The following is a 19153-nucleotide window of genomic DNA, read 5'->3' on the forward strand; positions in this document are numbered from 1 at the left end:
TGACCGGTGCTCCGACGCGCCCTCACCGATCTGAAAGGCATGAGAGACAGACCGCGGATGCCGCCGAAACCAGAGATCGAGATCATCGTCCGCGTGCACCGCAGCGACCGCCCGCTGCGCCGGGCGGTCGAGTCGATTCTCGAGTACCCGGCCGCCGGAGCGGTCGTCGTCGCGCACGGGATCGATCCGGCCGAGCTGGACCTTCCCGGCGACCCGAGAATCAGAGTGGTTCGCTGCGACGAAGGCGTCGGCTTCTCGGGTTTCGCTTCGAACGCCGGACTGGATGCGTGCGAAGCCGAGTTCATCGGCCTGCTGGACTCCGACGACTACTTGGAGCCGGGAGCGCTGGCCGCTCTCCACTCGCGCATCATCCGAGCAGGCGTGGACGGAGTGATCATCCCCTTGAAGTTCGAGGGCGAGACCACTTCCACGCGCAGCCCGGCGACGATCCGGCGAACGCGTCTCGACCCCGCTCGTGATCGTCTCTTTTTCCGGACGGTTCCCGCCGGCCTCTATCGCCGCGAGACCTGGCAGGGCCTTCCCGTGCGGTTCGAAGAGGGCGTTCCCGCGGGCGTGGATCAGAAGTTCAGCGCGATCCTCTACAGCTCCGGCATCCGCATCGCCCATTTCCCGGCGGACCCCGCGTATGTCATGTGCGACGACGGCAAACCGCGCGTCACGACGATCACCCGGCCGCTCGCGGAACACGCGGAAGCCTGGCGCAGGCTGTGGCATGACGAGCACGTGCTCGCTATCGCGCCGCGTCATCGTCGGGCGCTCGCGGAGAAGTTCGTGCAGGTGCACATCCTCGGGATGGTCGCCGTCCGGCCGGAGCCGAGCCAGTGGCGCGAAGGGGACTTCGAGTTCCTGGCGCAGCTCGCTCGCCGGGTGGAGAGCCTCGAGCCCCGGCTCGACCGCGGCTTCACCAGGGCGCGTCAGAGCATCTGGAACGCGGTGCTCGCGGGAGACCTCCATGCCGCACTCACGGCACAGCGCAGCTCCTCCTACCGTGACTGGCGGCTGCCCGCGCATGCCACCGGGCCCCTGCAGCGAAACTTCTGGGCGCGGGTCCGGATTGACGGAGTGCTCTCGCGTGCTCGTGATCCGCTCGATGCGCTCCAGTCCGTGCTGATGCGACGAAGCCGCGCCCGGGCGGTCAGCCCCGCGGGGAACCCGCGAGCCGCAGCGGACACGGGCGGCCCGGATGGGGTGCGCACGCAGATCGTCGTGCCTGTCCATACTCTCGACCGTCCCATTCGACGAGCGGTGAGCTCGGTCCTGGCCGACCCCGCCTCCGGCGCGATCGTCGTGGCACACAATGTCGATCCCGAACAGCTCGATCTTCCAGACGACGCCCGAGTCCGCGTCGTCGCGCTCGAAGGGAACCCCGGCAGGCCGGGCGCCGCCTTCGACGCCGGAATCGCCGTCGCGACGGCGCCGTGGGTGGGGATCATGGGATCTGACGACTGGTACGAAGAGGGTGCCCTCGCCGCGATGAGGCTCCGCGGCGCACGCGACGGGGCCGACGTCGTCGTCGCGCCGTTGGCCTACCAGGACGGAGCGCGCGGCTTCGTCCCGCAGACACTCCGCCGTCGGATGCTGCAGCCTGCCCGCGACCGTCTGTTCTACCGCACCGCACCGCTGGGCATCATCCGCACAGAGCTCCTGCAGCGCCCCGAGTACAGGTTCGGAGGCGTCTTCGCCGTGGGCGAGGATGTCGCCGTCGGTGCACGGCTGTGGAGCGGCGGCCACTCGATCTCCTTCGATCCGCTGGACCCGGCGTACGTGGTCGGCGCCGACGCGAAGACTCGCACGACGACGACCCGCCGGCCACTCGCGGAGCAAGGCGCCGCGTGGCTCGCGCTCTGGGACGAGTCATGGGTTCGGCAGCTGGATGCCCCGACGCGCGAGGCCCTCGCGGTGAAGGTCATGCGTGTCCACGTCCACGGCGCTGTCCTGGCTCGCCCGCGGCCCGAAGAGTGGGGCCCGGGTGACTTCGCGTGGCTGTCCGCCCTGGCCGTGCGGATCCTCGACGAGTGTCCCGCGGTGCTGCAGAGTTTCCGCGACTCGAGCAGTCAGACGATCCAAGCCCTCGCCGCCGCAGACATCGACCGGACGTTGGCCGCCGCCGCACGCGAATCCGGATCTCTCTCACTACGGCAGCTGCTGCCCTCCCGCCTCGCCTTTCTTCTCAAGCACGACGGACCGGTGCGTCTGCACCTCACCGGGCTCGGCTACACCGTGCGGCGCCGGCTCCGGGCGTTCCGCTCAGCGACCGTTCGTACCCGACAGCCTGCCGTCGGCGGCCGCGCGACCGAGCCGCCCGGCCACGCCACACGCAAACAGAGCCTGCTGATCCTCTCCTTCTCGCCCCTGCGTGGAGATGCCCGCGTGCTGCGGCAGATCAATCTGTTCCGCCATAGTTATGCCGTGACGACCGCGGGATTCGGTGAGGCACCCGACGGCGTGGTCGAGCACATCGAGCTGCCCGCAGATCTGCTCCCGACTCAACTCGACGGACGTCTCATCACCCTGAGACAATACGCGGCGGCCTACTGGTCCGTCCCCGCCGTACGAAACGCCTGGAAACAGTTGCGCGGCCGCTCGTTCGACGCCGTCCTCGCCAACGATGTCGAAGCCGTCCCTATCGCGTTGAGGCTGCGGACCCGCGGCGTCCACGCAGATCTGCATGAGCACTACCCGAGCATGCACGACTACCACACCGCATGGCGCCGACGGATCTCCCCCTATATGTCGTGGCTGCTCTCCCGCTACGTAACGAAGGCCACGTCGACATCGACAGTGAGCGGCGGTCTTCGCCGCGCGTTTAAGGATCAGTTCGGGCTCCGACCGGATCTCGTACCCAACGCGACGCCCTACGCCGACCTCCGGCCCAGCCCTGTCGGGGCTCCGGTTCGCCTGGTCCACTCCGGTGCCTGCCTGCGCAAGCGCCAACTCGAGGTCATGCTCGAGGCTGTCGTGCAGGCCGCGGCCGACATCACTCTCGACCTCTTCGTGACGCCCAACGATCCCGGCTACCTGGCTGAGCTGAAGGACGCGTACGGCCGTCACGAACGGATTCGCATCAACGATCCCGTACCCTACTCGGAGCTCGTCAACACGTTGAACGAGTTCGATCTCGGCGTGTTCGTGCTGCCCCCTGCGACCTTCTCTTACAAGTGGGCGCTGCCGAACAAGTTCTTCGACTACGTTCAGGCCAGGCTGGGGATCATCGTCGGGCCGAGCCCCGAGATGGCCCCGCTCGTCGAGGCGAACAACCTCGGGGCGGTCAGTGAAGGCTTCTCGTCGGAAGACCTGGTCAGCGTACTCCAGAGCCTGGATCCCGATACCGTCGCATCATGGAAGCGCGCCGCAGATCGCGCAGCGTGGGAGATGAGCGGCGAGCAGACGGTCGGCCCCTGGCAGCGCGCGATCAGCGCAATCATGGCAGATGCCTCGACGCGATAGCGAACGCGCGCTTCCCGTCGAGCGCCAAGTGTCCTTTCCCCGTGCGGTTGGAGTCTGTCCGGTGAACGGTATTTCTGGGCCGGCGGTCATTAGTTGATGCGGCCTTCGAAGGCGATCGCGAACGCGTTCAGCGCTGGCTTCCATCTCGTCGCCCAGCGTGCCCTGCCCCGACCTGACGGGTCAAGCGAACGGGTCACGAGGTAGAGGCACTTCAGCGCGGCGGCGTCGTTCGGGAAGTGTCCGCGTGCCCGGACTGCGCGCCGGTAGCGGGCGTTGAGCGACTCGATCGCGTTCGTCGAGCAGATCACGCGGCGGATCTCGACGTCCCAGTCCAGGAATGGGACGAACTCGGCCCATGCGTTCTGCCAGAGCTTCGTAATCGCCGGATACTGGGCACCCCACTTCGCGTCGAACTCACGGAATCGCTCGGCCGCGGCCGCCTCGGTCGGGGCGGTGTACACGGGTCGGAGGTCCTTGCCCATCTCTTCCCAGTAGTGGCGGGACGCGAACCGGAACGTGTTGCGGATGAGGTGGATGATGCAGATCTGCACCGTCGCGAGCGGCCATGCCGTGTTAATCGACTCGGGCAGCCCCTTGAGGCCGTCGCAGACGACGATGCAGACGTCCTCGGCGCCACGGTTCTTGATCTCGGTCATCACGCCGAGCCAGAACTTCGCGCCCTCGCCGCCGTCGCCGGCCCAGATCCCGAGGATGTCGCGTTCCCCGTTCACGGTGACGCCGACAGCGATGTAGAACGGCTTGTTCCGCACCTGCCCGCCACGGACCTTCACCACCAGGCGTCGATGAACACCACCGGGTAGACGCGATCCAACGGACGGTTCTGCCACTCCGTCATCTCCTCGATCACCTTGTCCGTGATCCTCGAGATCGTGTCCTTCGACACCTGGACCCCGTAGACGTCGTCGAAGTGCGCGGCGACCTCCCCGGTCGTCAGCCCGCGGGCAGTCAGCGACTGCACGATCTCGTCGACACCCGTCAGCCGTCTCTGCCGCTTGCGCACGATCTTCGGGTCGAACGATCCGTCCCGATCCCGCGGGACGTCGATCTGCACCGGGCGGACTTCGGTGAGCACGGTCTTCGACCTGGTGCCGTTGCGGATGTTGCCGCCGTCGGCGGGCAGGCCGCCCCAGAAGCACCGGAAATCACACAGTCCCTCGCACGGCGATGTCATCGGGGTAACGTGGAGCGTTCGCTCGCTTGGAGGGGCTTCATGAAGCTATCTGTCATCGGTTGTGGGTACCTCGGCGCAGTGCATGCGGCGTCCATGGCATCCATCGGGCATGACGTCGTCGGTATCGACATTGATGCGGGGAAGATCGATGACCTTTCGCGCGGCGTCGCCCCGTTCTTCGAGCCGGGGCTGACCGAGATTCTCAGCGAAGGGATTGCGTCTGGTCGACTCTCGTTCACAACCGAGATCGCTGCCGCCGCAGGGGCGGCCGTTCACTTCATTGGGGTTGGCACACCGCAGCAGAAAGATGGATATGCCGCTGACCTCACCTTCGTCGATGAGGCAATAGATGCCCTACTTCCGTCCTTAACCCCGGGCGACATCGTCGCTGGCAAGTCCACGGTGCCCGTGGGAACGGCATCAATGCGTGCAGGCCGAGTCGAGGCGACCGGCGCTACCTTGGTCTGGAACCCCGAGTTCCTCCGCGAGGGCTGGGCGGTACAGGACACGATTGATCCCGATCGATTGGTCGTCGGGGTCCCCGCGACCTCGGCAGGCGAGCGCGCTGCTGAGGTTCTCCGAAAGGTGTACCATCCGGCGGTATCGAAAGGTACACCCTTCATCGTCACCGACTTCGCCACCGCGGAGCTCGTAAAAGTGGCCGCGAACGCCTTTCTCGCAACAAAGATCTCGTTCATCAATGCCATGGCAGAGATCGCGGAAGTCACAGGCGCCGACGTCACACTGTTGGCGGATGCCATAGGGCATGACGAGCGGATTGGCCGAAGGTTCCTCGGGGCCGGCATCGGCTTTGGAGGTGGTTGCCTACCGAAAGACATCCGGGCCTTCTCGGCGCGAGCCGAGGAGCTAGGACGGGGGGAGTCCGTCAATTTTCTGCGGGAGATGGACACAATCAACCTTCGTAGGCGCGAGCGCGCGGTGAGCCTCGTCGTGGATGCCTTGGATGGATCCGTTTTCGGGAGCAGCATCACTGTTCTCGGGGCGGCGTTCAAACCACACTCAGACGACATCCGCGACTCACCAGGGCTCGACGTTGCGGTGCGACTGCGAGGACTGGGCGCGAACGTTACGGTGACGGACCCTGCAGCGGTCGAAAACGCGCGTCGCGTCCATCCTCAGCTCACCTATGCGCAGGACCGAGACACCGCTCTGCGAGGTGCAGATGCCGTCGTGCTGGTGACCGAGTGGGATGAGTACCGGCGGCAACTCTCTCCCGATCACGCAGCGTCGCTAACCCGAGGCCGTGTAATCGTCGATGGACGAAACGCACTCGACCCTGCCGCCTGGCGCGCAGCCGGGTGGTCCTACTACGGAATGGGCCGACCGTAGTCCGACGTCGCTCGTGTCGACGGCCGGGACGCCCACCCGCTATAGCCAGAGGTCGAAACGCTCAGGAACCGGCAGGCCACGGCGACAGAGATCCCGTCGGCGGCGAGCTCCTGGACCAGCCGGAACCCTTTTTTGGGGCACGTTCTCCCTGGCGAAGTACGCCGAAGCGCGCTTGAGGATGTCGTTCTCCATCTGCAGCACGCGGATCCTGCGGCGCGCGTCGACGAGCGCCTTGCGCTCGTCGTGGTCAAACCCGGCTTGGCGCCGGAGTCATTAGCGTCGCGGTTCATCCAATTGCGCAGACACGACTCGCTGATCCCGAGATGACGGGCGGTCTGAGCCCCGAGGGTGCCCTGCGCGACCAGATCCAGGGCTCGACGCCGGAACTCCGGCAAATGCGGTGCGGGCATCTCACGGACCTCTTGCGAGACGATCATCGCCTCAACTCAGGTATCCGGAAAAGCGGGTCGGGCGCCTCTAGCCGTTGGTCTGTGGCCGGAACGGTCGCGTGCTACGGTGCCGAACAACACCGATCCTGCCCGCCGGCCGACGAACTTGCTCGACTGCTGCCCACCCAGCTTGAATGTCGGTCATCACCGCGGTGACAGCGTCGCCGTGCTCGGCGAAGAACTCGCGAGCTCGGGCCCAGACGCCGCGGCGATCTCCTTGCGCTCGTTCAGGAAGCGCTCCGAATGAGCCAGTCGGGTGCAGTCGTCGACGGCGTGGTGCAGGAACGCGTAGCCGCGCGACGGTGATCGGCCGTGGCGGTGTGCTCGAGAGCGCGACGTGGACTCGACGATCGTGAGCTGACCCGCCCGATACCGATCCGCCCACGGGGCGCGGTTGCCGGCGGGCACGGAACCGTTCGGCGGCGCGGCGCACTGCCCAGCCGCCAACGACGATGAGTCGGGCCGGGCGTGCCCTGCCCTCTGGAGTGAATGGCGCGTCAGCGTGAGTCACGAAGACCTCCGTGGAAACGATCCGAGTGTGGTTACCCCATCATTCTCGGAGGTCTTCGCTCACCCACGTGATCACAACGTGTCGGGGAAGAACAGCTAGAGCGCGCGGGCGTGGCTCGTGCGCGCGGAGGCGAGCGCCGCCTCGACGACGGCGAGGGTCCGCAGCCCCTGCTCCATCGTGACGACGTCGCTCGGCAGTCCGAGCACGGCGTCGCGGAAGGCTTCGTGCTCCACCCGGAGCGGCTCGCGCTTGGCGAATGCGAACCGCGTCACGTCGCCTTCGGAGACGCCACGGAAGCTCGACACCGACTCCCACTCGAGCGGGATCGTGCCGTTGGCGTAGAAGGTCAGGTCCCCCGTCGCGGTGTCCGCGACGAACGCGCCCTTCTCGCCGGTGACGATCGTGACGCGCTCCTTCATGGGGCTGAGCCAGTTCACCAGGTGGTTCACGATGACGCCCGACGCGAGGCGACCGGTGATCGCGATCATGTCCTCGTACTCCCGGCCGCTCTTGAACGTCGTCTGGGCGAACACGTTGACGTACTCGCTCTGGGCGACCCATGCCGTCAGGTCGACGTCATGCGACGCGAGGTCCTTCGCGACACCCACGTCGGCGATGCGGGCCGGGAACGGACCCTGACGGCGCGTGGCGATCTGGTACACGTTGCCGAGGTCGCCGGCCTCGAGACGCCGGCGAAGCTGCTGCAGAGCGGGGTTGAACCGCTCGATGTGACCGACCGCGCCGACGAGCCCGGCCGAGGCGAAGGCCTCGACCATCCGCCGGCCGGCCTCCACGGTCTCGGCGATGGGCTTCTCGACGAGCGTGTGCACGCCGGCGGCCGCCAGCTTGAGCGCGGCGTCCTCGTGGAAGCGCGTGGGCACGGCGACGACGGCCACGTCGATGCCGGCGTCGATGAGCGCCTCGATGTGGGGGAGCACCGGCAGATCGCCGGCCACACCGTGGGGGTCACCGCCTGGATCGGCGATCGCGACGAGGTCGACGCCCTCGATCTCGCGCAGCACGCGGGCGTGGTGGCGCCCCATCATGCCGACGCCCAGCAGGCCGGCACGCAGCGCGGCCATCAGGCGCCCGCTCCCGCGACGGCGTTGACGGCCTCGACGATGCGCTCGAGGTCGCCGCGCGAGAGCGAGGGGTGCACCGGAAGCGAGACCACTTCACGTGCCGCGGTCTCGGTCGCCGGAAGGTCCAGCCCCGGCGCGAAGTGCGCGAGCGACGGCAGACGGTGGTTCGGGATGGGGTAGTACACGCCGCTGCCGACGTTGTGCTCCGCCTTGAGCGCGGCCACGAACCCGTCGCGGTCGTCGGTCACGCGGACGGTGTACTGATGGTAGACGTGCACGGCGCCGTCCAGCACCGGCGGCACCACGACACCGCGCAGGTTCGCATCGAGGAACGCTGCGTTGGACTGGCGGGTGGCCGTCCAGGCATCCACCTTCGTCAGCTGCACCCGCCCGATCGCGGCGTGGATGTCGGTCATGCGGGCGTTGAAGCCGATCACCTCGTTCTCGTACTGACGCTCCATGCCCTGATTGCGCAGCAGACGTGCAGTGCGGGCGATCTCGTCGTCCGCTGCCGAGATCATGCCGCCCTCGCCGCTGGTCATGTTCTTCGTCGGGTAGAGCGAGAACATGCCGAACGCGCCGAACGTGCCGACCGGCCGTCCGTCGAGCGACGCGCCGTGCGCCTGCGCCGCGTCCTCGTACAGCGCGATGCCGCGCTTCGTCGCGATCGCCTCCAGCTCGCGCATGCGGGCGGGGTGGCCGTAGAGGTGCACTGGCATGATGCCCTTGGTCTTGGAGGTGATGGATGCCTCCACCGCCGCGGGATCCAGGGTGAACGTCTCGGGTTCGATGTCGGCGAAGACCGGGGTCGCACCGGTGAGGGCGACCGAGTTGCCGGTGGCGGCGAACGTGAACGAGGGCACGATGACCTCGTCGCCGGGCCCGACGCCCGCGGCGAGCAGGCCGAGATGCAGGCCCGCCGTGCCGGAGTTCACGGCGACGACCGGGCGTCCCTTCACGAAGTGCTCGGAGAACTCACGCTCGAACGCGGCGACCTCGGGACCCTGTGCGACCATGCCGCTGCGCAGCACACGGTCCACTGCCTCACGCTCCTCGTCGCCGATGATGGGCTTGGCGGGCGGGATGAACTCGCTCACGCGTTCTCCTCTGTCAGGAGTCCGTCGGACTCGATGTATCGGGCACCCGTCTCCGGGCAGATCCAGGCACCGTCGGGCTCATCACGGCTCAGCGGCACTCCCGCCTTCCCGACCCACCCCAGACGCCGTGCCGGCACGCCGGCGACCAGCGCGAACGGCGGCACATCCTTGACGACGACCGCGCCGGCCGCGACAGTCGCCCAGGCGCCGATCGTCACCGGCGCCACGCAGGTCGCCCGCGCGCCGATAGACGCGCCGGTCTGGATCGTCACACCCACCGGCTCCCAGTCATGTGCGCTCTTGAGCGAGCCGTCGGGGTTGATCGCGCGCGGGTACGTGTCATTGGTGAGGACCACGGCCGGACCGATGAAGACGCCGTCGCCCAGGCGCGCGGGCTCGTAGACGAGGGCGTAGTTCTGCACCTTGCAGTTGTCACCCATCACGACGCCGGTGCCGACGTAGGCTCCGCGACCGATGATGCAGTTCGTGCCGAGCACGGCCTGCTCGCGGACCTGCGCGAGATGCCAGATCGACGAGCCCTCGCCGATCGTGGCCGCAGGAGATACGTCGGCCGAGTCGACGATGCGCACGGCGGAAGAGTGTGTCACGATTCGGGGCTCCCTGCACCGGGCATGGGGACGGCGGACGGTGCGCATCGATTGTATCCGGCCCTCATCGCCGCCCCGTCCCGGTGCCCAGGACAGCCTGGGCCGCCCGCTCCCCCACAGCGGCGAGCGAGACGTTGTCGCGGGCCCACGACGCGCGAGCAGGCCGGCGGCGTTCGGTCTCCCCCGATGCCGCGGCATCCAGCAGTCGAGTCATCGCGGCCGCGATCGCGGCGGGCTCGAACCCGGCCGCCTCGCCGAGACCGGCGTCGGCGACCAGCGCACCGCCGGTCACCGCGCCGGCGAAGAGCACCGGCGTGCCGCACGCTGCGGCGGCATAGGTCTTGGTCGGTCGCGCGAAGTCGTATCCGATTCCCGGTGCGATGCTGACGAGTGCCGCGGTCGCGCCCCGGATCCACGATGCCGACTCGGAAGGCCTCACGACGCCGCCGAACTCGACTCTGCCCGGCACGAGTTCCTCTGCGATCGCGCGGAGATCCGCCTCCACCGCTCCCTGACCGAAGAACCTCAGCCGAAGGTCGGGATGCTCGTCGGCGATGAGCGCGAACGCCCGCACGAAGACGTCGGGGCGCTGCCATTCCGACATCGTGCCGGTGTAGACGAAGTACCGATCGGCCGCCGCCGGCGGGACGTCGGGCGAGAACACGTCGGTGTCGATCCCGTTGCCGACGAGGGCGATCCGGCCGCGATCCGCTCCGAGCGACACCAGGCGCTCGGTCACCTCGTCGGAGATCGACAGCACGGCCGCGGCCCGGCGCAGCACGGCTCGCTCCATCGTGCGCATCAGGCCGATGACCGGTCGCGCCGCGCCCATCGCGATGACGCCGTCGGTCCAGACGTCCGCGGCGTAGTAGACGAACGGCCGCCGGCGCAGCGCGGCCGCCAGGGCGACGACCAGCCCGGTGGTCGGCGGAGACTCCGCGACGGCCGTCGTCCAGCGGCGGAAGAGCAGGCGGAAGAGCAGCGGCGCGTCGAAGCTCGCGTACTGGATGTACCCGCGGACGTTCCCGCCGCGGTCACGCAGCACCGGCCACCGGGAGACGCCAACCCCCGGGGGATCGGCGACCGGCGGCGCGTGCGGGGGCGGAGTCGTCGTGACGACGGTCACCTCGGCGCCGCCGGCGGCCAATCCGCGCGCGAGGGCGCCCAGGCGGAAGGCGCCGGCACTCACCTCGGGCGTGAACAGGCGCGAGGCGATGACGACCGTCGGGCGGTCGCTGCGGTTCGCGCTCATCGCGCTTCGCCCTCGCCCTCGTCGTCGATCGGGTCGGGCTGGGTCGGGTCGGATGCGGCCGTGCGCTCCGCGGCTGCGGTCTCCAGGTCGGCGATGCGCTGTTCATGGAACGCGCTCTTCTCGGCAAGGGTGCGGATCTTGTCTTCCACGCGGGTCAGTTCGGCGCCGTACTGAAGGCTGACGAGGAACAGCAGGCCGATCGCGATGAAGAAGACGAGGTTCGTGGGCAGAGCGACACCGAGCAGATCGGCCGCCCAGGTCAGCGTCTGGGGGAAGACCGCGACGATGAGGGCGATCACACCGCCCACGAGCCACCAGACGGCATGGCGCTCGCGGAGCGTCGATCGCCGCATCAGTTCGACGATCGCCACCAGGGCGAGCACGGCGGCCGCGATTCCGAATGCATAGGTCACGGGATTCATTCGGAGCGCTCCCGGGGAATGGCGACGCGGGGCCTGACGAGGGCGAGCAGGAAGGCGATTCCGGCGCGCAGCAGATAGACCGTGGCCCGCAGCGGCTGATGGGAGGGCACCCCGCCCTGCCGCGGCCGCATCTCGACGGGAAGCTGGGTGATCTCGAGTCCTGCGCGCGCACCGATGACGAGCGCCTCCACCGTGTCGCCGAGGTACTCAGCCGGGTAGGTCTCGGCGAAGAGCCGCACCGCCGCCGGACCACTCGCCTTGAAGCCGCTCGTGACGTCGTCCAGGCGCCGGCCGGCCACGCTGCTCACGGCGGACGCGAGGACCCGCATCGCCCACCGACGCGGGCCCCGGACGCCGTAATCGCCGACGCCGGCGAAGCGCGCACCGATTACGACGTCGGCCGAGTCCAGACCGGCGACGAGAGCCTCGATGTAGCGCGGGTCGTGCTGTCCGTCCGCGTCGACCTGGACCACCACGCGATGGCCGTGATCGCGCGCGTACCGGAACCCCGCCCGCATCGCGCCGCCCACTCCGAGGTTGAAAGGCAGCCTGAGCACGATCGCGCCCGCGTCGGCGGCGAGGTCGGCCGTGGCATCCGTCGATCCATCGTCGACGACCAGGCAGACGGCATCCGGAACCGATTCACGGATGCTGCGCACGACAGCGCCCACGGCATCCTCTTCGTTGAGCGCCGGGACGACGATCAGAAGAGGCTGCGGACGGTCCGGCATATCACCCGATCCTAACCGGGCCCGTGCGTCGGTCACGGTGCGCACGCGGTGATCCGCCACAGGGACGCCTCCCCCTCCGCGTCGACGAGTTCGAAGCCGCTGCGGCCGGCGAAGTCCGTCATCCCGGGCAGTTCGAAGCGGCCCGGGGTGTCCTCGCCGAGGCCGAAATCGAGCACATAGCTCGGAGATCCGTAGACCTCGAGGGCCTCGCACACCGCGGGATCCTCCGCCGCATCACGGAGGTCGTCTTCGATCACACGCCACGGCTCGGTCCGCGGTGGCGCCCACGTGCGCGGGAAGACGTCCACACCGCTGAGCATGTAGCCGAAACCCATCCCCGTCGAGGGGTTGCCGATCACGCGTTCTCCCTCGGCGACGTGCACGTCGAGGCGCTCGAGCAGGGCGCGCTCGTCGGGCGAGAGGTAGTCCTCGGTGATATAGCGCGACTCGGCGTCGACGGTGCCCTGCGTGACGGCGCGCATCTGGATCATCGGGACGGCGACGAGCGTCACCACGCCGAGACCTGCGACGACCGCCATCGCCCACGCCGCACCGAACCGTTCGGCGCGGAAGCCTCGCCGGGCAGAGATCGAGCGCGCGGCCCAGGCTGCGATGACGGCGAGCCCGATCGCTGCGAGCGGAATCACGACGGTCGCTCCCGCCGCTGCGATCCGGTAGGGGTCTGCGTACCAGGCGCCGAGCAACCAGCGGCGCAGGCCCGGGTGGCCGATGGACGCCGAGACCGCATAGAGCATGCCGAACACCGCCCACGCGGCGGCGAGCCACCGCAGCTCGGGGCGCAGGACCGCGACCACGAGACCGGCGATCATCAGGATGCTGATCCCGAGCATGACCGGAAGCAGCACCTGGCCGTTGAGGAGGACGTCGAGGACGGCCTCGACCTTGCCGCGGAAGGGCGGCCAGTGCGAACCCGACGTGCTGCGCGTGAGGAGGTACCACAGCAGCGCGAAGGCCCCCCAGACGGCGGCCACTGCGAGGAGCAGGATGACGCGTCCTCGCCCGGGCGTGCGAACCGCGCGCGAGATCGCCCAGAACGAGAACCAGGCGACTGAGAGGACCGCCCACGCGAGCAGAGTCGCGGGCTGCGACAGCGCGATCGCGCCGGCGGCGGCGAGCGCGAGCACGCCGAGCAGGGCGGCGGTGCGCACGGGTCCGCTGGTGGGGCCGCGTCCAGCGAACCAGCGCGGCGATCCGACGACGAGCGCGGCGGCCGCCGGCAGCAGAGCGAGTGACAGCGCGTACGAGTAGAGGACGCCCCACTGGAACATCAGCATCGGGAACACCGCGAGCGATGCGGAGAGGGATGCCGCGAGCGCAGCGGTCACCGCCGGTGCTCCGGAGATCCTTCGCGCGAACCAGGTGATGCCCAGCGTCCAGACGCCGGCGGCGATCACCAGCGAGACCATGTTGGCGGCCACCGGAATCTCGACACCGGTGAACTGGACGACCGCGGAGGTGATCGCGTGCCAGGCGGCGGGATAGAACCCCTGTGCCCCGATCACTCCGCTGACATGCAGCGATGACGCCGACCCGGTCTCCAGGACGAAGCGCACGGCGTTGAGGTGGAACACCGCGTCGTTCGTCATCGAGATCGCGGCGGGCTCGTGAACGTAGACGATGAAGCGCGCAGCAGTGAGGAGCCCGCCGACGGCGAGGCCGGCCGTGACCAGCCACGTGCCCCGGGCGTCGCGCGCCGGCAGCGGCGGACGGGGCCCGAGGAGGAACCTGGCGAGCCACGCCAGGCCGGCCGCCACGGCGACCCCGGCGAGGATCGACCATGCCTCCCACGGCACCTTCGCGAAGCCGAAGACCAGCGCGAGCCCAGCGACGACGGCGACGCTCACGACGGGGGCGAGTGCCCACAGGGCGAGTCCGCGCAGACGCAGTGCCGCGCCGATCGCGAGTCCGGGCCCGAAGAGAACCGCGACGGCGATGACGAGGGCGGGCAGGGCGCCCAGCCAGGTGCCGATCACGACTCCACCAGGCGGACGGCCCCCTCGATCGGGCCGTCGTAGACGACCTCGCCCTTGCTGAGAACGACGCCGCGCACGCAAAGCTCGCGCACCATGTCGAGGTCGTGACTCACGATGAGGAGGGTCTTGCGCGCGGCGATGAGCTCCTCGAACTTGAGACGGCACTTCTCCCGGAACGGCGCGTCGCCCACCGACAGGATCTCGTCGACCAAGAGCACGTCGACGGCGATGTGGATGGCGACGGAGAATGCCAGGCGCATGAACATGCCCGACGAGTAGTGCTTGACCTCCTGGTCGATGAACTCCTCGATCTCACTGAACGCGACGATCTCGTCGTAGCGGGCTTCGATCTCACTGCGGCTCATGCCCAGGATGGCGGCGTTGAGGAACACGTTCTCGCGCCCCGACAGCTCGGGGTGGAATCCGGCGCCGACCTCGATCAGGCCGGCGACGCGGCCGCGGGTGAGCACCTCCCCGCCATCGGGCGCCATCACGCCCGAGATCAGCTTCAGCAGCGTCGATTTGCCCGAGCCGTTGAGGCCGAGGATGGCGACGGACTCGCCCTCGTCCACGACGATGTCGACGCCCTTCAGGGCTTCGAAGTCGCTCGTGAGAGTGCGGCGGCGGATCCAGGCGACAACGGTGTCTTTGAGCGACAGGGCGTGATTGATCGTGAAGCGCTTGCGCACGCCGTCGACGATGATGCTCGGGCGGTGCGGTGCGGCGATGGGCTGGCTCATAGGTCCTGCGCGAACCTTCCCTCGAGGCGGCGGAACACGGCCTGGCCGATGACGATCGACACGATCGTGATGAGGAAGGTCCACAGCGTGTTGATCCCGAGCATGGGGGGCAGCGGGAGTTCCGCCGTCGTCTCCGTGATCGGATACCAGAACGCGAAGTGGAACAGTTCCACCGCCTGCGTGATCGGGTTGAGCATGTAGATCTGGAACAGCCAGTCGGGCAGCACGTCGGCCACCATCGTCCAGAAATAGAGCACCGGCGATGCCCAGGTCGCGAGCAGCAGGAGCAGCTCGACGATGTTCTCGGCATCCCGGAACCGCACGTTCACCGCGCCGAAGAGCAGCCCCAGACCGAGCGCGAACAGCATGATGAGCAGCATCCCGGCAAGGATCGCCAGGATGCTGAGCACCGAGATGTGGACGATCCACCCGAAGAAGAGGCAGACGATCAGCAGCAGCGCGACCTGCGGAAGGAAGTGGACGAACGCCACGATGACGGCCGACACCGCGAAGAGCTGCCGCGGCAGATACACCTTGCGCACGAGCGGCGCGTTGTTGACGATCGACGTCGTCGCGTTCTTGAAGCCCTCGCTGAAGAGGTTGATGACGACGATGCCCGAGAACAGGTAGATCGCGTAGTTCGGGATGCCGCGGTTCAGCTGAAGGAAGACGCCCAGCACGACGAAGAAGACCAGGAACTGCGCCGCCGGCCGCACGTACGACCAGGTCCAGCCGAGCACCGAATTGCGGTAGCGCGTCGTTACGCCGGTGCGCACCAGAAGGCGCAGCAGGTAGTGCCAGCGGAACACGTCGAGCAGGCCGTTGCTGCGTCCGGGCACGTCGAACTGCGCGCGCGGGATGGCGTCGAACAGGCGGGGGTTGTCGCTCACGGGTTCTGCTTCGTCAAGGGGCAAGGGCGACGGGCCCTCGTTTGCAAACCATCACAGTCTAGGTCACGAGGGTCGCGCACCCTGGACGTTCCCCCTCAGCAGCGCAGAAGACGTGCGGTGGCGGCAGAGAGGGCTCCTTCGCCTCCGACCAGCGTCACCGCCGTCACCGCGCGGTCTCGCAGGAAGTCCGCCGCCGACGCGGAGGCGCACGAGGGTGCGCTGATGACCAGCGGTGCGCTCCCGCCGGCGGCCAGAACGGAGCCGGTGAGCGCGTCGGGGAAGTCGAAGCCCGTGGCCATGTACGCCCGCGGTGTCGTCGCCGCGAAGGAGGCCGCGTTGAGCGCGGTGTTCGTTGCGAAGCGATCGGCGCCCGCGTACCGGGAAGACGCGATACCGAGGGTGGCCAGCTGTGCGGCGATCCCCTTGGAGACGGCGCCCTCGCCGCCGACGATGATCGCCGATTTCGTCGCCAGCGTCTTGAGAGCGGTCGTCTGCGCAGTGTCCAGCGAAGCGCTCACGCCGTCCACAAGGAGGACGGGGGCGCCGCGCGTCCCCGCGACGGCAGCGGCGCCCAGCGCGTCAGCGAAGGCGCGCCCCGTAGCGATGTACACCGTCGGCGCGGTCCCGAAGCGTGCCGCGAGCATCCGGGAGGTCTCGTAGCGGTCGACGCCCGAGATGCGCTCGACCGTGGCGGTCGCGCCGAGGGCCGCAGCGACCCGGCTCTCAGCGCCGGCGTCGAGGACGCCGTGGCCGCCGATCAAGACCACGCGGGTGGGCTTGAGTCGCTTGAGCTCCGCCGCGACGACGTCGGGGAGGGAGTCCACGGGCGCGAGGAGCAATGCGCCCTTCTCGCGCGCCGCCAGCGACGCCGCAGACAGCGCGTCGGCGTAGTCGGCGCCGGTGGCGAGATACACCGTTCCCACGGTTCCGGGATTGGCCCGCTTCGACACCTCGACCGCCGTCTCGTACCGGGTGCTGCCGGCCAGGCGGTCGACGGTGAATCCGCGCGCCGCGACCGCGCCAGAAGTCTTGGTCTCGGTCGCGTACGCAGTCCTCTTCCCCACGACCCGCACCGAGAGCGCGCCCCCCGCGAGGTCGTTCGTCACCTTGAGGCTCGCCGCCGTCGCCCCCGCGATCGGCTGGCCGCCCTTGAGCCACTGATAGGAGAGCGAGGTCGGCGCAGGCGACCAGGTTCCCGGCGACGCCGTGAGCACCTGGCCTGCGAGCGCGGTGCCCGAAACCGTCGGGTTGGGAGCCGACGCGAACGACAAGTACTGGGTGGAGCCGAACCAGTCTGTGAAGTAGTTGTAGAAGTTGCGATTGCCGTACGACGAGCAGGAGTCGCCCGTGCTGTAGCCGGCACGGAGGGCCGCCGCGTTGGGCTGGTATGGCGTGTAGTAGTAGAGGTTCGCGGTCGCCTGGTTCTGGATGTAGACAGGGGACGTGCCACATGCCCGATTCGGGTTGTAGAGCAGGTTCCAGGTCTTACCGGGCGCGTACCAGGTGAAGAACTTGGTCGTGCCGGGCGGATTCGCGTAGCGCTTCAGCTGCCACGCCCCGCCGTACACCTGGTTGAAGAAGCCGTAATAGCGGGTGTCGCAGGCCGCCGTGTCGGGGCAGCCCTGCCCCATCGCCGCGGTGTAGCGCCATTCGCTCGGCCAGTCGTGGGTGACCAAGCCCTGCTCCTTCTGGAGCATGACGATCAGCACCTGCGGGTTGATGCCGCATGCCTGCGCCACTTTGTAGATGATGCGCGAGGCCCGCTCGCGCACGCCGCCCGAATACGCCCCGCACATCGCGTCGGCTGCGACCGTCCGGGACGTGTCGTAGTAGTCCTTGAGGCAGGTGTACCCGGCGCGGCATGCCGGGCCCTTCGCCTGGAGGAAGCTCTGGATCTGCGCCTCGGTCATCGCGGACCGATTGAAGAAGACGGCGTCGCCGATGATGTTCCCCGGCTGAAACTTGGTGAGATCCGCGGTGAGCACCCCTCCCGCGCCGACCGCGGGCGCCGCGGCGGCGGACGCCTCCACCGGCCCGGAGGGGGCCGCTGTCGCCGCGGGCGCCACCAGCCCGATCACGAGGGCGGCGATCGCCAGCCCGATACCCGTCAATGTCTTGAGGGACGCGTGCGCGCCCGTCTTGTCAGCCCCCGCCATGCGACCAGTGTGACGGATGTGACGGATGAGTACAACACGAGTGCGCCGATCCGCGGTCCGACACGCGATTCTCAGGGACTCTGCGGCCTGTGTCAGAGTTCCGCGTGCAGGTGCCACACCTTATCGGCGGCCTCCCGCCACGAGAAGCTCCGGCCACGGTCGCCGGCGAGGACCGCGAGCCGCTCCGCCGCCGCCGTCGAGGCGAGCGCCCGGCGGAGGGCGTCCGCCAGCCCGTCTGCCGTGGCCGCGGCATCCGCACCTGACACCAGTTCACCGCCGTCGAAGATCACCTCGCGGTGAACCTCGGAATCCACGGCGATGAGCGGGATGCCGAGGGTCAGGGCGTCGACGACGCGCCAGGGGAACGCGGCCCGGCCCGACGGCGCCACGAAGGCGAGCGCCGCACCGAAGACGGCTGCCCGGTCGACTGCGTCGAGCGCACCGCGCACGTGCAGGCGTCGCTCGGGGAGCCCCGCGGCCGCCGCGAGGTCGGCGACGGCCGGCTCGTGCCCCTCTTCGACGTCGATCACGACGACCGGCAGGTCGACACCGGAGGCTACGACGGCCGCGATGCCGAGGTCCAGCCCGTCGGAGGGCGTCGGGCCACCGCTGAGGAGTACGAACCCCTCGGCCAGATCGAGCCCCCGGCGCCGGCCGACCTCATCGGTCGGCACGGCGAAGCCGAGCGGCGAGGCGCCGGTCACGACGCGCAGGCGGTCGCCGAGCGGGGCCAGCTCGGCGAGGCGCTGGGCGATCGAGTGCGTGGGCGCGACCACCGCGTCGGCGAATCGGACGGCTCGCTTGAGCATCGCGCGGTGCCACGCGACGGCCGACCTGGACAGCTCGGCGGGCGACTCCCACGGACGCAGGTCCCAGACGGTGACGACGGTCTGGTCGTGGTTGTGCACGCGGTCATGGCGCACGAGCGGTGCGAAGAGCGTCGGCGAGTGGATCATCCCGCCGCCGATGCCGGTCCCGACGCCCAGCTGGAGAGCGGCCGCGAGCTCCCGGCGCGGCAGCGCCGTCCGCCGCACGCCCGCGACGCCCGGCAGCTCGATCTCGGCGCCGCCGGCCGGCGCGATCGCCTCGACCTCGCACCCCGCGGGGGCGCCGGCGATCAAGGCGCGAGTGAGATCGCGGGATGCCTCCACCAGCGGCGGCTCGGTAGGGACGACCATCTGGTCGACCATCACACGGAGCGTGGCGACCAT

The 19153-nt window shown here is 69.0% G+C and carries 14 protein-coding genes and 2 pseudogenes; 2 read left to right on the forward strand and 14 right to left on the reverse strand.

Going from position 1 to position 19153, the window contains the following annotated elements; genetic code table 11:
* The first annotated feature begins 57 nt into the window (after positions 1 to 57).
* Complete coding sequence (locus tag H9622_RS01400) at positions 58 to 3468, forward strand: glycosyltransferase (RefSeq protein ID WP_404802836.1); 3411 nt, start codon at positions 58 to 60, stop codon at positions 3466 to 3468.
* 89 nt (positions 3469 to 3557) lie between these two features.
* Here H9622_RS01400 and H9622_RS01405 read toward each other — a convergent pair.
* Positions 3558 to 4591, reverse strand: a pseudogene (locus tag H9622_RS01405) (IS256 family transposase); the annotation flags it as partial.
* A 108-nt stretch (positions 4592 to 4699) separates the two neighbouring features.
* Between H9622_RS01405 and H9622_RS01410 the strand changes: the two are divergent.
* Positions 4700 to 6010: a UDP-glucose dehydrogenase family protein gene (locus H9622_RS01410; RefSeq protein WP_191763541.1), complete on the forward strand. Its 1311-nt coding sequence runs from the start codon at positions 4700 to 4702 to the stop codon at positions 6008 to 6010.
* Here H9622_RS01410 and H9622_RS16150 read toward each other — a convergent pair.
* From H9622_RS16150 to H9622_RS01465, 13 genes and pseudogenes are all read right to left on the reverse strand, one after another.
* The gene (locus H9622_RS16150) at positions 5989 to 6447 is read right to left on the reverse strand and encodes a helix-turn-helix domain-containing protein (protein WP_404802837.1); all 459 of its coding nucleotides are present in this window, start codon (positions 6445 to 6447) and stop codon (positions 5989 to 5991) included. The genes H9622_RS01410 and H9622_RS16150 overlap by 22 nt on opposite strands.
* A 342-nt stretch (positions 6448 to 6789) precedes the next feature.
* Positions 6790 to 6970: pseudogene (locus tag H9622_RS16180) on the reverse strand (IS481 family transposase); the annotation flags it as partial.
* Between the two features lie 95 nt (positions 6971 to 7065).
* The gene (locus tag H9622_RS01415; RefSeq protein WP_191763543.1) at positions 7066 to 8052 is read right to left on the reverse strand and encodes a Gfo/Idh/MocA family protein; all 987 of its coding nucleotides are present in this window, start codon (positions 8050 to 8052) and stop codon (positions 7066 to 7068) included.
* The gene (locus H9622_RS01420; protein WP_191763545.1) at positions 8052 to 9149 is read right to left on the reverse strand and encodes a DegT/DnrJ/EryC1/StrS family aminotransferase; all 1098 of its coding nucleotides are present in this window, start codon (positions 9147 to 9149) and stop codon (positions 8052 to 8054) included. The genes H9622_RS01415 and H9622_RS01420 overlap by 1 nt, the downstream gene beginning before the upstream one ends.
* On the reverse strand, positions 9146 to 9757 hold the full coding sequence (locus H9622_RS01425; protein WP_318246990.1) for an acyltransferase: 612 nt from the start codon (positions 9755 to 9757) through the stop codon (positions 9146 to 9148). The genes H9622_RS01420 and H9622_RS01425 overlap by 4 nt, the downstream gene beginning before the upstream one ends.
* A gap of 64 nt (positions 9758 to 9821) precedes the next feature.
* On the reverse strand, positions 9822 to 11009 hold the full coding sequence (locus H9622_RS01430; protein WP_191763549.1) for a glycosyltransferase family 4 protein: 1188 nt from the start codon (positions 11007 to 11009) through the stop codon (positions 9822 to 9824).
* Entirely contained in the window at positions 11006 to 11431 is a 426-nt protein-coding gene (locus H9622_RS01435) for a DUF2304 domain-containing protein (protein ID WP_191763551.1), read from the reverse strand. The genes H9622_RS01430 and H9622_RS01435 overlap by 4 nt, the downstream gene beginning before the upstream one ends.
* A complete protein-coding gene (locus H9622_RS01440) occupies positions 11428 to 12162 on the reverse strand; it encodes a glycosyltransferase family 2 protein (protein ID WP_191763553.1) in 735 nt (244 codons plus the stop codon). Before H9622_RS01440 ends, H9622_RS01435 begins: the two co-directional genes overlap by 4 nt.
* A gap of 32 nt (positions 12163 to 12194) precedes the next feature.
* Positions 12195 to 14156 carry a DUF6541 family protein gene (locus H9622_RS01445; RefSeq protein ID WP_191763555.1) on the reverse strand — a complete coding sequence of 654 codons (1962 nt, stop codon included), beginning with the start codon at positions 14154 to 14156 and terminating at the stop codon, positions 12195 to 12197.
* Positions 14153 to 14896, reverse strand: a complete 744-nt coding sequence (locus tag H9622_RS01450) for an ABC transporter ATP-binding protein (protein ID WP_191763556.1) — start codon at positions 14894 to 14896, stop codon at positions 14153 to 14155. The genes H9622_RS01445 and H9622_RS01450 overlap by 4 nt, the downstream gene beginning before the upstream one ends.
* On the reverse strand, positions 14893 to 15786 hold the full coding sequence (locus H9622_RS01455) for an ABC transporter permease (protein WP_318246991.1): 894 nt from the start codon (positions 15784 to 15786) through the stop codon (positions 14893 to 14895). The genes H9622_RS01450 and H9622_RS01455 overlap by 4 nt, the downstream gene beginning before the upstream one ends.
* Positions 15787 to 15881: 95 nt before the next feature.
* Positions 15882 to 17942 carry a cell wall-binding repeat-containing protein gene (locus H9622_RS01460; protein ID WP_191763558.1) on the reverse strand — a complete coding sequence of 687 codons (2061 nt, stop codon included), beginning with the start codon at positions 17940 to 17942 and terminating at the stop codon, positions 15882 to 15884.
* Between the two features lie 92 nt (positions 17943 to 18034).
* On the reverse strand, positions 18035 to 19153 hold the full coding sequence (locus H9622_RS01465) for a glycosyltransferase (protein ID WP_191763560.1): 1119 nt from the start codon (positions 19151 to 19153) through the stop codon (positions 18035 to 18037).

This window comes from Microbacterium gallinarum (assembly GCF_014837165.1).
In the GTDB taxonomy this organism is placed as follows: domain Bacteria; phylum Actinomycetota; class Actinomycetes; order Actinomycetales; family Microbacteriaceae; genus Microbacterium; species Microbacterium gallinarum.